Consider the following 15970-nt stretch of genomic DNA (forward strand, 5'->3'; position numbering starts at 1 on the left):
CCTTTCACCATAGGCTTCCAGCTAACATTGTAAACTTGATAAATACAATCTCATCTTCTTCCATCAGCTTAAGTGGTGCCTCCAACAGACTATTCTCTTCTTCACGAATAAATACTTTATATAACCCATCTTCAAAAGCTAATAATGCGCTCTCTACTGCCTTAGCAACATCAGGACTTTGTTCGTTATACACCGAGCCGAATCCTACCTTTCCATTCTCCCCACGCGCCTCAATCTCCGCCCCTGTTAAGAATGGCATTATCTGCGTGCCTTGTTGCTTATCCTTTAAATCCTGCACATTCACATTAACAACTTCCGTAATGAGTTCCCTCAGAGTCGTCGGAACGACTGGAAGCTCTATTTCAATTTTGGTCAGTACATTCTTACGTTTACCCAAGCTTTTAACGGTTACATACAATTTCATAGACGATTCCTCCACCTCACATTTAAATAATCAGAAGCATCTATCCTTATTGTATATTTAACCATATATAAGTATTAGAACTCTAATTAGAAGTCTTACGGACAAGATTCCAACAAAAAAAGAAGCCCCGGCACATGCCGTTGCTCCTCTGCTATGATATTAACCTGCGTTCTTGCTCTCCTTGTCCGAACTCCACATCATCTTCTATTATAGTAAGATTTCAATCGTCGTTCCGTGACCCACTACACTATTGATCTTAATTTCTCCACCGTGTACCCGGATCACATCATTGGCAATCGCCATGCCAAGCCCCGAGCCTTTATGAAGCTCCCCAGTGTTTGTCCCCCGATAATACCGATCAAAAATTTTATCGAGCTCTTCTTTCTTTATGCCTTTCCCATCATCTTGAATGATGATGTGTACCTGTTCCTTCTTTTCAATTCGGACAACAATGTTTACCTGATGATCATTATGAACCATCGCATTATAGATCAGATTACTTATCGCTCTCCGAATAAAGATCTCATCCACATCTAATGGTATCATCTCTTGATCACACTGAAACTCAATGTGTCTATTCGAATACTTGGCATCATTCAATATATCAATCACAATATTCCGAACAAGAGTCACCATATTGATCGTCTCTTTAATTAAATTCAATTCTTTATTCTTCAATCTTGTCGTTAAGTTTAAATCTTCAATAACCTCATTCATATATAGTGATTTACTTTCAATGATTTCAGCATATTCCATCATTTCTTCTAATGTAAATTGATAGTCTGGATCTTTCATCATTTCGGCATAACCTAAGATGGAGGCGAGCGGCGTCTTGATATCATGAGAGATATTCGAAATCCACTCTTCCTTCATTTTATCTAGCTTTTTTCGTTCAATCTCGTTCACTCTTAGTTCATTTGATAAATAATTAACATTATAAAAAATATCTTTGTAGATTCCTTTGGGTTCATAATTTATATTGTATTCTTTGTTAGCCAACCTTTTGATCCCATCAATTAACAAGTTTAATGGCTTGGTAAGCCTTTTACTGAATAAATAACCAATCACTAATGCAATAAATCCATCAATGATGATGAAAATAAGACTACCCACTTTAATAACTTGGAAAATGTCCCGATAGTCATACGACAAGACGTATTTACCGATATTACGATCTTCAATTCCAATAAAAAAACTGTAGTTTTTTCGATTTATTTCTTTTCCACTTACAAAAACAGTAGTCTCACCATTAATTTCCTTATATTTGTGCATTTGAATAGCTTCTAATGGCGTGTATTTCTTCTTTACCTCTTCTGGTAATCGATATCCGTATACTTCCTTGCCATTTTCGTCTAATATTTGTATCCAAGACTTATTGACTTCAAGTTCTTTTTTTCCTTGTTCACTGATTGTCACCTGATTATTAGCTATCTCTATGTAATCACGGAACCCTGTCGTAAATGCTTCCGCAGATATCTCTCTGTTCTGAAAAGAGGGGTTCGGCGACACAGTATAGGTCACGAGCATGCCCAATACAATCAGGATATTTATAAAAAGCACGACGATGACTACCAACACAATGGATAATAAATATCTTCCCGTTAACAACCATTTCATGGATTATTCGTCCCTTACAACAAGTTTATACCCTAAACCTTTTACTGTAATTAGATATTGAGGGTTGGAGGGCTGTTCCTCTATTTTCTCCCTTAACCTGCGAATGTGTACCATGACCGTATTATCATATCCTATAAAATCCTCCCCCCACACATGATCGTAGAGGCTTTCTTTACTAATAATTCGATTCACATTCTTAAGAAGATACGTTATTAAGCCAAGTTCTTTTGGCCTGAGTTCAATGTTTTCACCATTCTTTTTAAATTCTGCCCTCTGTTCATTTAATTCAAAAGGACCTGCTGTTAATAGAATATCTTCCTTATCCGTCTGGATATATTCAGCTCTACGCAATTGTGCTTTCACACGATAAGCCACTTCTTTGGGGCTAAATGGCTTTACAATATAATCGTCACCACCAATAGCAAATCCTAGAATCCTGTCAATTTCCTCTGTTTTTGCAGATAAGAACAAAATAGGGACGTTCGAGATGTTTCTAATTTGTTTGCACACGTCATACCCTTCGCCATCAGGTAACATAATATCTAGCAACACGATGTCAGGCTTCTTTTCTTGGAACTGCATAAATCCGTCACTCACCGTTGTCGCAGTATAGATATGATCTATTCCCTCTTTTGTTAGCACTGTTTTCAAAATCCTTAGGATGTCTTCCTCATCATCTATAATTAATACCTTCGTACTTTTTAGTGACATGTCATGACCCCTTCCCTCAAATTCTCAGTTGTCTTTCGTAGGGATAACTGTATTTATTCTGACTCTTCCATTTCTCCCATATGTCATGAACCGCCATACTCTCTCTAATGGTCCCATCTTAAAGAATTTAAACCACACAACACTATACACTATTTGTAACGCAAATATTAGAGTAGAAATGATGACAGCATGTATAGGTGAAACCACTTCAAGATTCATGAATGAGATGATAGCTAATCCTATAAAGCTTTGTGCGACATAATTAGTTAGAGCCATCTGACCTACACGCGAAACGGGCATGAAGAAATGTTGGACTTTCTCATTCTCCAATACCGTGAACATCGTTGTTAAATATAATATGACCATCGGAATTGTCCCTAAAGCAATAATCTGAGGAAGATTCTCTGCGCCACTTTGAAAAGCTACCCAAATCCAAATTGAACAACCAATACATATAGGCAACATACTCATCTGTATCCACTTGATTTTCTTTCTCAAATCGCTGATACGACGAATCCAGTCTGCCTTCGCTGCCAGAAATCCCGCTAGAAACATAATAAAAATTAATGTAACGTCTGAAATAATAAATTCCAGCACTCCTGTTAAAGCCCCTGCTCCCCCAAATGTAATCTTCGTAAGGAGCGAAAGCAAGTAAATACCTATTATACCCCCAAGCCATTTACTGATCGTAGCAACCTGAGCACGATAAAAAGGAAGGAGCAGCAGGCCGACCACTGCATAAATAGCTAAGATAGAGCCCCAGAAAAACAGCACATGGATAATTCCTATTACAAAGAGAGCTATCAATCGCCTTGTAAAACGCCATCTCGGTCTATCGCCCCGCTTCTCAGCACGTGAAGCAAATATATAAAATCCTACGCCAAACAAAAAGGAAAAGATAGAAAAGAACTTCTTTTCCACAAACATGGCTATAAGTGTTTTAATTACGCCATTAACACCGCTGTAATCAAGTATTAGCGTTCCTTCCATGATAAGCATATATCCCCTTACATTGATAAACATGATGCCGAATAATGCTAGTCCACGAATAATATCTAACGAAATAATTCTTTGTTTTTGAGGTATGGATGGATTCATTTCAGCTTTTCCTGAGCCGCACTTGAAATATCCCCAAGTTTAACCTCTTTATAAGATTTAACTTCCTCGTCTTTCACGAACAAATTTAAGTAGGCTTCTTCACGAAGTTGCTTACTACTTGTAAAAGTAAACTCTTTCTCTACGCCATCTTCATTAAATCCAGGTAACGTGTATTCATAATGCACGAATTTCTCCCCATTATTTGCTTTACTTTCAAACTTCTCACCTTTACCTATAATTTGAACATAATAATTGTCTGTCCCTAGTCTGTTTATATTAACATTTTGTAGAAAAAAGAAAGCCCCCACGACCATCACAACGATTACTGATACAAATATGATTAACTTTTTCATTATTTTTCCCCTTTACTAACCTTTATTTTGTTTTCGTTACTGTTTTGTAGTAAGCATTGACCGTCAAGAAGTAATAAGCGATGTAAATACATGTGTATACGCCCATACAGATCATCACTGGAATAACTAAGTTGATTTGTAACAATCGCGATAAAGCCGTTAATGCCACAGCACAATGGGCTATTCCCGCAATCAAAGGTAATCCAAAGATGAATGCCATTTGTTTAGCAATAACTAATCGAATTTCTTTTTTATTCACACCGATTTTATGCAAAATTTCATAGCGCTCTTTGTCAGAGTTCGCCTCTGTTAATTGTTTGAAATAGATGATACTTCCTGTTGCCGTTAGGAATACTAACCCTAAGAATCCACCCATGAAAATCAATAATCCTGATGACTCTAGGCCCGCAGCATAATCCGCATAGAAACTAGAAAACCTTGCTTCATCCGGCATGATCGCTTGAACATCCTTTGTTAACTGCTCTGCATTATCTTCATTTGTGATTTTATATAACAGCATATTTTCTGGTTGGATTTCTTTGGCTAACCCCGCAAATAATTCATCACTGACAACAATCGTAGTACCCGCAGTGCGATAATTGAAAATACTATACTTCTTCAAATGGTTAAATGTCACATTCTCTTTGCGATCATTTATCTTTAAAGAAATCGTTGCACCGACATATACAGGCGACATCTGTTCTGAGTACATAGCGTCTAAGACAGCAGCTTCATTTGATTGTAGTGATAGCACATCATTTCTTCCTTGCAATTTAGCTATTGTATTGAAATCACGGTTAGAAACCACGGTATAGATCATTTCATCACTATAGAACTTACTATTAAGGTTGGTTACGTCTGCATCTACTTGAAGGGTAGAAAGCGCCTCGTGGTAGATAAGGTCATGATCTTTACTGTTTGTAATCATGCCATTTACTTGTTCAGCTATGTTGTTGTCTTCCGCAATAAACATCATGCTACTCGGATCAGCCATTTCCACATTACTTCTATTGTTGTAATACAAACTATACGCCGCTCCAACAGCTGTTAACGTCGTTGCACTAAGCACTGCAATAATGGTGAGCGTACGTGCATTACCTTTAATTCTAAATAAAAGCTGCGATGTCCCGATCAAGTTAATTCCGTTCCAATATTTCTTCTTGTTCTTTCTTGATACCTTTAATAAATACACCGTTAGACTACTAAATAAGAGATACGTACCTAGTATCACGGTAATGATTATGATGAGCGGTGTAACTAGGAACCCTATTTTCCGCCATATCGCTGAATCTAGCATGTTCTGTAACGCGAGCCAATAGCCGATTCCAATCAATAAGATGGACAACAAGGCTATGATAAACGATGTTCTCGGTTCTTGCTCCCCTTCTTTATCTGCCTGAAATAGTTCAATTAATTTAAAACGATAAATCAATCGATAGCCATGAAACGATGTAATGAGCGTAATAATCATAAACACAATAATCGTATTAATGATCGCTTCTAGAGAAATGGTGAAATTCACAATGGCGTTATACCCCATGATCTTCATGAGAATCGTCACAAAAAACTTCGATAAGACCGAACCCAACAGAATCCCGACAATAAGGGCCAGACATCCCATGATGAAGTTTTCATAAAAGAGCATGCGACCTATTTGCTTCTTCCGTACACCAAGTAGCGAGTACAGACCCACTTCTTTTTTCCGTTTCCTTGTAAAGAAGGAGTTAGAATACCAAATGAAAACAGCTACAAAAATAATTAAGACGACTGCCGCCCCGCTAAATACGGAGTTGATTTTGGGTGAAGTGTCAGAAGTTGCCTGAATCGTCTGATCGTACTTTAATGACACGAATACAAAGTAAATCACTATGCTAAATATCATCGATGCAAAATAGAGAAAATAATTACTGAAATTTTGCCGAATCGTCTTTCTTGCAATGCTAAATAACGTCATGATCAGAACCTCCGAGCGAAGCGAGAATATCTAGTATTGTGCGAAAGAACTCCTTGCGTGACATCTGTCCTTTATGAATTTCTGTAAAAATCCGACCATCTTTAATAAATAAAACCCTCTTAGCGAAACTAGCTGCATACACATCGTGAGTGACCATCATAATGGTTGATTTGTTCTTGTCATTTAATGAGCTTAAGCTTTCGAGTAAATCTGTAGCCGACTTTGAATCTAGTGCACCTGTTGGCTCATCAGCCAGAATTAAGCTCGGATTGGCAACAATCGCTCGAGAAGCTGCTGTCCGTTGTTTTTGACCCCCAGATATATGGTAGGGATATTTATCTAGAATTTCTCCAATCCCAAATGTATCTGCGACTACATTAACGCGTTCTTCGATTTCCTTTGCAGGTACCTTAGACAAGGCAAGTGGGAGTACAATATTTTCTTTTACCGTTAACGTATCAAGTAAGTTGTAATCTTGAAAAATAAATCCTAGCTTATTGCGACGGAAATCAGACAATTGTTCCTCTGTCATCTGGATAATGTTCTGGTCATCGATGATAATATCGCCTGATGATGGCACATCAATGGTTGATAATATATTGAGCAGTGTTGATTTGCCGGCACCCGATGGACCCATGATCCCAACAAATTCACCTTCTTGAATCTCTAAATTAATATCTTCCAATGCTTTGTATACGTTACCTTTGACACCAAACACTTTTTGCACGTTTATAGCTTTTAATATGGGTTTCATAATTGCCTCCTGTTAACTCCTATTAAAGCAATTATAATTTGCCCATCTTACACCCTTTTAATTTAAACCTTACATAAACCTTAAACTATGTAATGGTAAAATAATTGGTAGACGGTTACACCACTAACTTACCTAAATTCAGAAGAAAAAAAATTAAAAGCACTCCTATGTTGGCTAATCATGAAGTAATACATTTCATGACCAGCCACAAGGAGTGCCTATTTGTATCGTTAAATAATCGTTCGATAAGGCTTATACTTATTCGTTATTGTCCATCCATTGGAAATGGAAACTTCCCTCTTTATCAAGACGTTGGAATGTATGTGCGCCGAAATAATCCCTTTGCGCTTGAAGTAAATTAGCCGGAAGTCTCTCTGATCGATAGCTATCATAATAAGCTAACGCAGAAGCAAATGCAGGAACCGGAATTCCTCTAGTCACGCCAATTGCTATGACATTTCTCCAAGCTTCTTGATAGTTATCAACGATTTTACTGAAATATTCGTCCAAGAGCAGGTTGTTCAGATCTGGATTGCGATCATAAGCATCCTTAATATTTTGCAAGAATCTTGCACGGATAATACATCCACCGCGGAATATCATCGCAATACGGCCATAGTTCAAATCCCATTTATACTCATCTGATGCAGCTCTCATTTGTGCAAATCCTTGTGCATAAGAAGCAATTTTGCTCGTATATAGCGCTTTGCGAACAGCCTCAATGAATTCTTTCGGGTCACCGTCATAGCTTGATACCGCTGGACCACTCAACAGCTTGCTTGCTGCTACGCGTTCTTCTTTCATTGCAGAGATAAACCTTGCAAACACAGACTCCGTAATGATGGACAATGGCACGCCTAAGTCTAATGCGCTTTGGCTAGTCCATTTACCAGTTCCTTTTTGCCCAGCCGAATCGAGAATGACATCGACCATCGGTTTTCCTGTATCTGGATCTGTCTTCTTGAAGATATCAGCTGTGATCTCGATCAAATAGCTATCTAGTTCACCTTGGTTCCATTCTGTGAAAATATCATGTAGTTCAGCTGTATTTAAGTTCAACACATCTTTGAGTAGGTGATAAGCTTCACCGATAAGTTGCATGTCGCCGTATTCGATGCCGTTGTGAACCATTTTGACATAATGGCCAGCGCCGTCTTCTCCAATATACGTTGAACAAGGTTCGCCATCTACCTTAGCCGAAATGGCTGTTAGAATCGGCTCTACCAGCTCATACGCGTCTTTTTGCCCACCTGGCATAATTGCTGGGCCCTTCAATGCCCCCTCTTCACCACCAGAAACACCCGCGCCGATGAAGCGGAATCCTTGCGCCTGAAGATCTTTATTTCTACGTTGCGTATCAGGGAAATAAGCATTTCCGCCGTCGATCAGAATATCCCCTTGATCTAGGAAAGGTACAAGCTGATTAATGGTATCATCCGTCGGTTGACCTGCTTTAACCATGATGAGGATTTTACGTGGAATCTCTAAAGATTGAACGAATTCCTCAATATTGTATGTGCCGACGAAATCTTTCCCTTGCGCTTCTGCCAGTAGTTCATTTGTTTTCTCAGCAGAACGATTATACACGGCTACCGAGAACCCTTTACTTTCAATATTCATGGCTAGGTTTTTACCCATAACAGCCAAACCAACGACGCCAATTTGTTGTTTCTTCATTTTGAATAACTCTCCTTTAAGCTTCTATATAGTAAAGTAAAGTGTGATATAAAGTTACGCTATTTGTTTGCCCAATCGGCAGCGAATTTCTCCATACCTTGATCCGTTAGAGGATGTTTGGAGATTTGTTCGATGACTGAGAAAGGAATGGTTGCGATATGCGCGCCAGCCATGGCTACACGTGTCACATGATCGGGATGACGGACAGATGCTGCAATGATTTGTGCATCCAACTTATGCGTACGGAACAATTCAGCGATTCTCGAGACAAGCAGAACACCGTCTTCCGAAATATCATCCAAACGACCAAGGAACGGGGAAACATAAGTCGCGCCAGCGCGAGCAGCCAATAGTGCTTGGTTCACGGTGAAGATCAGCGTTACGTTTGTTTTCACACCCTTCTTCGTTAGGTAACGGCATGCTTCTAAACCTGCCAACGTCATCGGAAGCTTAATGGTGATGTTCTTGTCATAGTTATTGATTTTAATCAATTCATTCGCTTGCGCGATCATGTCTTCAGCCGTTTCTGCATCTGGTGTCACTTCAGCTGAAACTGACTCCACCTCTGGTACTTCACGTAAAATCTCAGCGATACGATCTTCGAATTTCACGCCTTCTTTAGCAACCAAAGATGGGTTTGTCGTAACACCGGATAATACACCGATTTTATAAGCCTTTTTGATATCTACCAGGTTTGCAGTATCGATAAAAAATTTCATCGTCATTACCTCCGTTTTCCATAGCTATCATTTATATTACTTGTATACACGTACCTAACTTCGAAAAGACATTCCTACTATACGCTGACTTCTGTTCTTACTTCAGCCACTTTACTCTCGTCGAACCACCAATGATAGCCGTCCTGCTTCAACAGCTCATCGGATTCTAAAGGACCATAGGTTCCAGCTTCATAAAGATGAAGTGGTACTGTGTTCTCTTCGTATGCCTCTAAGATAGGTTGAACCCATTGCCAAGACAACTCGACTTCATCCCAATGTGCGAAGAACGTAGAATCACCTTGTAAAGCGTCGCAAATCAAATTTTCGTAAGCTTCCGGCACATTGCCTTGACTCTCATGGAAATCGATATTCAAGGGCTTGAACTCCCCTTTGTGTAGAGGATCTCTTGAATTCAATTGAAGTACAATGCCTTCATTAGGACTGATTTCAAATACGAGAAGATTAGGCAATGCATTATCATCGTTTGCCCCGGACTGCTTCAATGGTTCTTTGAACTCGATCACGATTCGTGTCGATTTGTCCTTCATTCTTTTGCCTGTGCGGATGTAAAAAGGAACGCCCCGCCAGAAATAATCGTCAATTTGCAGCTTGGCTGCGATAAATGTGTCGTTTCTTGATGTTGCAGCAATGTTTGGTTCCGATGTATAACCTACCACCGGTTCTCCTTGAATCGTTCCTGCCGCGTACTGTCCGCGGATAACGTGCGATCCAACATCCTCTTTCCTCAACGCCTCTAGCGAATCCATCACCAGCTTCTTCTTATAACGAACATTATCTACAGTGCTGTTATTCGGAAGGTGAATCGTTAGCATCATGAGCAATTGCAGCATATGGTTCTGGAACATGTCTCTTACAGCACCCACATGATCATAATAGCCTGCTCTTTCTTCAACACCTACGATTTCATTCGCTGTGATTTGGACGTTAGCAATGTACCGATTGTCCCACAATGCCTTAAGAACCGGATTGCTCTTCTGCAATACTTCAAGTTTCTGTACCATCGGCTTGCCGAGATAATGATCGATTCTAAATATCTCATCTTCTGTAAAAGCTTTGCTTAGATTCTTATTCAATTCCCGAGCAGACTGCAAATCATGGCCGAAAGGCTTCTCAATCACCAGACGTCTCCAACCATCCGTAGAACCAAGTCCACTTTCATGGATGTTAGCAGTAATCGTCTCGAAAAATTCAGGTCCTACGGACAAATAAAACATGCGATTCGGTGCAACTTGTAGCTCTTGTTCCTGCTGTTCAATCAATTGAAGCAGTGTCTGATAATCTTCCTTATGTCCTACATCGAGAACACTATAGCGGAATGCACTTAAGAATTGTTCTACTATAATAGGATCTGTCGCTTCCCGTCTAGAGAACATATGAAGAGATTGCTCGACATTTGATTGAAAAGCTTTATTGGATAACTCTCTTCTTCCAAGACCAATGACAGAGAAGAATTGAGGTAATTTCTGATCAATGAACAAATTAAACAAAGCAGGGTAAATTTTTCTTTTTGCTAAATCCCCTGTCGCTCCAAATAAGACAAACGTAGTAGCCTCCACTTGTATTGCTCCTTCCAACAGAGCTTCTTTGTTAGCTCTGGTTTCTATTTCTTTAATACACTATAATACGAATAAGACCTATACAGGTAATCAATATATTTTACAGGAGCTATAGACCACGTCTATGATCAATTACGAACTATACAAAGTTTTCTATTGGGCCGCAAAGACAGGAAGCTTATCTATGGCCGCCAAATCATTGTTCATCACTCAGCCAAGTGTCAGCCACGCCATCAAACAACTGGAGGAAAGTTTCGGCCTCACCTTGTTTTACCGAAATTCCAAAGGTGTTACCTTAACGCCGGAAGGCGTAACCCTCTATTCTTATATCGAGAAGTCTCAGATCCTAATCTCTTTAGCAGAAGAAAAAATGGCCTCACTTAAAAATCTAGATAGCGGCGAGCTACGGATCGGTGGTAGCGATTCGTTGTTCAAGCACTATATCCTTCCTTACTTAGAAAGCTATCATCAGAAGCATCCCAGCATCAAATTGCATCTCAATCATGGGACAACACCAGAAACCATCGCATTCTTGAAAGAAGGAAAAATCGATTTAGGCGTCGTTCGTCTGCCCATCGTCGATTCCCAGATAGAAGTGATGAAGGGCATTGAGTTGCAGGATTGCTTTGTTGCGGGGCCACGATATGCAGAGCTTAAGGGCAAGGTACTCTCACTGGAACGACTACTTCAGTACCCTATCATTCTATTCTCGCGTAATAGCCGGGTACGCATGGCGATCACGGAACTATTTCAAAGCTACGGTTATCAGATCAAACCTGAAATTGAGGTGGGAAGCGTCGATCTTCTCATTGAGTTAGCTAGCAAAGGCCTTGGAATCTCTTACGTCACGAAAGAATTCATTTCCAAAGAACTTGAAGAGGGTTCCCTCTTTGAAATTCAACTCGACATCAAGATGCCCCCTTCCCAAGTGGGATTCATGATTATGCGCAACATGCCACTTTCCAATGCAGCAAGCAAGTTTATTGAGCTTGTGAAATAGTATTATTTCGAGCTTACGCCGTTAGAAACGATTGGATGTTGACTCCTCCTCTCGCACCACTTATATTTCTTCAATAAAAAAAGGCTGTCCCTAGCCATTTCAACAATGACTTCGGGACAGCCTCTTCATTTGCAAATATACTCAACCTGCTTATATTAAGAAACAAATTCGGTAATTAAAAAGATTTATTTCCTTTTACGCAAGAAGGCTAAGATTAAGTCACCAAAAATAATAACCCCATAAATAATTATAAATATATTAAAAATTTTTGATGATATGAATTCAATCCTCTCAATTGTAAGCTCGTAAATCATGGATAATACACTTAATACGATAATAGTAATGTAAAGAAGTAGTTGTAACAGAATTGCTGAAAGCAAAACCCGAGAGCTCTTATTCCTAAAAAACAACACTAAGTTTAACCATCTAGAAACAATAATAGAAAAAGCCCCATCATTATTTGTAGATAAAAAGAATCCAGTAATCCAAAATGAAAAAATAAACATTATTATGGAATCCATTTTTTTGTAATTTCTCCATTCCACCCACAAAAACCAGTATTATTTAGTTTTTGTGGGCATTGTTGAATTAACTTCTTTAATAACTGTAACTGTGTTTGTTAGAAGTTGACCTTGTTGGTTTACTTGGCGAACTATGTGATTTAGATAAAGACGATTTATACGAATATGCTATCGATGAAGCCGTTGAAAATGTAGAAGTAAGTCCAGTTCTTGATATATTTGTTTTCAGTGACTTATAAGCAGCACTTTCAACCATCATTTTATTGGCCGCTCGACCACTTTGTGTTAATGCAGCTTTCACGCCAGAAGCATATGCTTTTACTTGTTTAGTAAGCGCACCTGCTCCTCCCATTTTACCTGCTATGCCACCAATGGTTGCATTAAACGCTAAGTCTGCATAACCTATCTTCTGATGATTCACCTTTTGCGTAGCTGCGTATGAGGTGGCAGAAATCACTGCATTTGCACCAATACTTCCCAGTAAGCCTATACCTGAACCAGCTAATACTCCAGAAACAATCCCTGATCCAACGCTAATGGCAAGTTCTTTTTTATTGAATTTTTGAACTGTCTTTTTCACATTCCAACCATTTGATTTTAATTGAGATACAACATTGCTCGCCCCAGAGATACCCCTACCAACCAATGCTCCTATGGCAGCAGTAGCAAACCATACAAAATGGCCCGTAGGATCGATGAAGGTTAATGGGTTATTATGAACATACCCATATTGATTAAGTGTAAGCGGGTTAGTAATATCTCCTTCAAATCTATCTTTATTGATAAACCTTCCAATGCTCGGATCATAATATCTGGCTCGCTGATAATACAAACCTGTTTCTGAATCATACATCTCTCCTGCATACTTAAATGCATTAGTGACTCCCTCGGATTGAGAACGAATATTACCCCATTCGTCATACGAGTACTATTTCTTTTTTTTGAAGAAATCGAACAAATCGAACTTGATCACAAAATCAAAGAGAGAGGTAATTACAACAGCTCCAAGTGGAATCATTGCGTATGCCCATAGCGGATTATTTGGAGCTTCACCAGGGGGTGCATCAATTAAAATCTCAAAAAGGACAATACAATAAATTACGGCCAATACAATACCTGTTACGTTTCTATTTTTCATAGCTGTTTTTCACCTCAAATTCACAAAAGCCGCGTCAAGCGCGGATTTGATTAGGTATATGTTCTTGTCCTCTTACAAATGACAATAAAGTGCCCACATTAATGTCATTAATCTCCCTACAATGTGTCTCTTCTCACTTTATCTCAGTACAATAAAAAGTTGATCTTTAACAAATAAATAGATCAACTTTTTATGCAGATTGTAGGTGAATACCTCCAATATCAATATAAGTTCCCATCGGATGGCTAACAGCAGCAGTCAAATAAATCGTCACTAACATAAAAGACACGTCCATCTCATATCCTGCCATCTGGTCGTTTCCGAGTAACCCTGCAGAAAGTTTCGTTGTCCCATCGCTCCGATAAGAATGAATGTAAATATAGCTGATACATACCTCGTAAAGAGCCCAATAATCAGCATGATACCTCCACCGAGTTCAAGTGTAGCCACCCCATAAGCCAATAATCCAGGTAAACCCAAAGATCCAAACCAAGCCTCTACATTCCCTAGGTTCATTTGGTTTCATGTCACAGTGTAGACTAGAATATCAAGGCAGGTCCTCGGCTATGGCAATTTTGACGACAATGCTGTAATTAGATTAGGTCAATTCACTTTCCATATTTCGCATCATGAGAACTTGCTCAACATTTGTTGTAAAACTTAATTTTAACAATAGGTCGTTCAGAGGTTGATTGGATATACGCAGGTTAGCTGTCGCTCGTCTGCAAACATAGTCTAACGGGGCGAACAGTTCACCGAGAGCAAGCTTATAAATCTCCTCTGCATCTTCCCGCCCAGGAAGGGCCTCACATTGATAGAGCGTAATGGTTACCAATTTACCCTCTTGATCAAAAGTTCGCTTATACAATGCATAGCATACAGGCTCGCTATCTTGTCTAATGATTAAAGATTCACCCTCCTTCATGCTAGGCCATTGTGTCTGCCAAGCAGATAAGCCTCGATAGAAGTCTAGCGCATATACATCACGGGGCAATCCTATGGTGATAGAAAAGGGATGCACAGCAGATCGCTCCAGTAATTGGGGATCTATTGTACCCATATGTTGTAAAATCATTAATCGATCCGTAATTTCATACCCCACATACTGATATAGCTTAATCGCACTCTCATTCTGGGTGAGCGCTTCAAGTATCGCAAGCTCCACGCCTTGTTCTCGGTACAACTCTAGATTTCTTAACATGAGCGCTCTGCCAATGCCCTGCCCTCTAAATGCAGGCGCAATACCTGTCCCACCGTTCCATGCCAGTTTCTTTCCATCTACGTCACGAAATCCATTCATTACAAACCCTGCAGGCTCACCATCCACATAAATAGCGAGTGAATTCTCCAAGGAAAGTCCTTCGTTAACACTCCTAGTCATAAAAGCCTCAATCGTCATGATCATCTGTATAAAATAGCCCTCGAATCCTAGATTCCAAATACGTACATTTTCCTCGATCGATAGCTCACTTAGTTTCCTAAACGTCATTGTCATAAGTACGAACCTCTCTTTACTTCGTTTAATGTGATCATTTTCGTGTTTTCGCCCCAACCCTACATGCATTCCACTTCAACGGCTACTGATTCTGCTTTTCAATCTGGCTGACAAGGTTATCGTCTACCATATAAGATTTACTACAATATAATAAAATCCCATGTTTCACTTGACCTTAGGTCAGACCTAAGGTTTATTGTAAACCTATGAACAATTCGACTGGAGTGTCGCAAATGAACGAGCATATCACAATTAGTGAAATTTCAAAACTGATGAATGTATCCGTACATCAAATACGTTAGTTAGTTCAAATTCGATTAATAAATCACAGCACACAACAAAAATGGAATAGCATTTTATACTTTTGCTCTTACTCCCCTTTTTCTATCAAAAGAGAGAATAATAAAGTTAATCCAAGTTATTACTGGGATGGACACTACTAATGTATAACGACTATGAAAATCAATTCCAAACAATCTTGATTCCTGGTCTAAGTTGTACAGAAACCAATATGCTAATCCCAATATTAACGCGTTGATGACAAAAACTAATAACATACCTTGCCGTTTGCTTTTTCTGTTCCTCATTATAAAGATAGATAATATCGTTGAAATGATTAAAGAAAAGACTATGAGAATGAAGTCCAATCCTGCACCACCTTATACTTTATTTATAAAAGTATTCGAGAAGTAACTAAACTATCCTGCCCGTTAGCTTAATAAAAAGAGCAGGATACCGTGATATGCTCCCCTTATAGTAGACAGAAAAAAGCAAGCCGATTAATCTGTCTATTATGGAGGGGATTTTTTTATGGGCGAAATTAGGAAGACTTACGATGTTACATTTAAGAAAAAGGCAGTCAATCTCTATCTCAAAAAGGGAATGAGCTACAAGAGTGTAGGTAAAGAATTGGATATCGACCATTCCTTAGT

14 protein-coding genes and 1 pseudogene are annotated in these 15970 nt (G+C 39.1%); 1 reads left to right on the plus strand and 14 read right to left on the minus strand.

Annotated elements, in window-relative coordinates; all coding sequences use genetic code 11:
- Positions 1 to 4 precede the first annotated feature (4 nt).
- The 10 genes from BW961_RS20725 to zwf all read right to left on the minus strand — a co-directional run bounded on the left by BW961_RS20725 (position 5) and on the right by zwf (position 10884).
- A complete protein-coding gene (locus tag BW961_RS20725; protein ID WP_068591385.1) occupies positions 5 to 424 on the minus strand; it encodes a hypothetical protein in 420 nt (139 codons plus the stop codon).
- A gap of 207 nt (positions 425 to 631) precedes the next feature.
- Positions 632 to 2041, minus strand: a complete 1410-nt coding sequence (locus BW961_RS20730) for a sensor histidine kinase (RefSeq protein WP_068591383.1) — start codon at positions 2039 to 2041, stop codon at positions 632 to 634.
- Positions 2042 to 2044: 3 nt separating this feature from the next.
- Positions 2045 to 2752: a response regulator transcription factor gene (locus BW961_RS20735; RefSeq protein WP_068591381.1), complete on the minus strand. Its 708-nt coding sequence runs from the start codon at positions 2750 to 2752 to the stop codon at positions 2045 to 2047.
- Between the two features lie 24 nt (positions 2753 to 2776).
- Complete coding sequence (locus BW961_RS20740) at positions 2777 to 3850, minus strand: DUF418 domain-containing protein (RefSeq protein ID WP_068591379.1); 1074 nt, start codon at positions 3848 to 3850, stop codon at positions 2777 to 2779.
- Complete coding sequence (locus tag BW961_RS20745) at positions 3847 to 4203, minus strand: YxeA family protein (RefSeq protein ID WP_068591377.1); 357 nt, start codon at positions 4201 to 4203, stop codon at positions 3847 to 3849. The genes BW961_RS20740 and BW961_RS20745 overlap by 4 nt, the downstream gene beginning before the upstream one ends.
- 22 nt (positions 4204 to 4225) lie before the next feature.
- Entirely contained in the window at positions 4226 to 6157 is a 1932-nt protein-coding gene (locus tag BW961_RS20750) for an ABC transporter permease (RefSeq protein WP_068591375.1), read from the minus strand.
- Positions 6144 to 6911 (minus strand): ABC transporter ATP-binding protein, encoded by a 768-nt coding sequence (locus BW961_RS20755; RefSeq protein ID WP_068591373.1) that lies wholly within the window; start codon positions 6909 to 6911, stop codon positions 6144 to 6146. Before BW961_RS20755 ends, BW961_RS20750 begins: the two co-directional genes overlap by 14 nt.
- Before the next feature lie 258 nt (positions 6912 to 7169).
- Positions 7170 to 8588, minus strand: a complete 1419-nt coding sequence (gene gndA / locus BW961_RS20760) for an NADP-dependent phosphogluconate dehydrogenase (RefSeq protein ID WP_068591371.1) — start codon at positions 8586 to 8588, stop codon at positions 7170 to 7172.
- A 59-nt stretch (positions 8589 to 8647) separates the two neighbouring features.
- The gene (gene fsa, locus BW961_RS20765) at positions 8648 to 9307 is read right to left on the minus strand and encodes a fructose-6-phosphate aldolase (RefSeq protein ID WP_068591369.1); all 660 of its coding nucleotides are present in this window, start codon (positions 9305 to 9307) and stop codon (positions 8648 to 8650) included.
- A 77-nt stretch (positions 9308 to 9384) separates the two neighbouring features.
- Positions 9385 to 10884 (minus strand): glucose-6-phosphate dehydrogenase, encoded by a 1500-nt coding sequence (zwf, locus tag BW961_RS20770; RefSeq protein ID WP_068591367.1) that lies wholly within the window; start codon positions 10882 to 10884, stop codon positions 9385 to 9387.
- Between the two features lie 124 nt (positions 10885 to 11008).
- Between zwf and BW961_RS20775 the strand changes: the two genes are divergently transcribed.
- A complete protein-coding gene (locus tag BW961_RS20775; RefSeq protein ID WP_068591365.1) occupies positions 11009 to 11884 on the plus strand; it encodes a LysR family transcriptional regulator in 876 nt (291 codons plus the stop codon).
- A 597-nt stretch (positions 11885 to 12481) separates the two neighbouring features.
- Here BW961_RS20775 and BW961_RS20785 read toward each other — a convergent pair.
- The 4 genes and pseudogenes from BW961_RS20785 to BW961_RS20800 form a co-directional block, all read right to left on the minus strand.
- Positions 12482 to 13315, minus strand: a pseudogene (locus tag BW961_RS20785) (RHS repeat-associated core domain-containing protein); the annotation flags it as partial.
- 18 nt (positions 13316 to 13333) lie between these two features.
- On the minus strand, positions 13334 to 13543 hold the full coding sequence (locus BW961_RS20790) for a hypothetical protein (protein ID WP_068591359.1): 210 nt from the start codon (positions 13541 to 13543) through the stop codon (positions 13334 to 13336).
- A gap of 273 nt (positions 13544 to 13816) precedes the next feature.
- Positions 13817 to 14059, minus strand: coding sequence for a DoxX family protein (locus BW961_RS20795; RefSeq protein WP_068591357.1), 243 nt, complete (start codon positions 14057 to 14059; stop codon positions 13817 to 13819).
- Between the two features lie 82 nt (positions 14060 to 14141).
- The gene (locus tag BW961_RS20800; protein WP_169810352.1) at positions 14142 to 15038 is read right to left on the minus strand and encodes a GNAT family N-acetyltransferase; all 897 of its coding nucleotides are present in this window, start codon (positions 15036 to 15038) and stop codon (positions 14142 to 14144) included.
- Positions 15039 to 15970: the final 932 nt, after the last annotated feature.

Origin of the sequence: Paenibacillus macquariensis (assembly GCF_900156375.1) — a bacterium.
GTDB lineage: Bacteria > Bacillota > Bacilli > Paenibacillales > Paenibacillaceae > Paenibacillus_AQ > Paenibacillus_AQ macquariensis.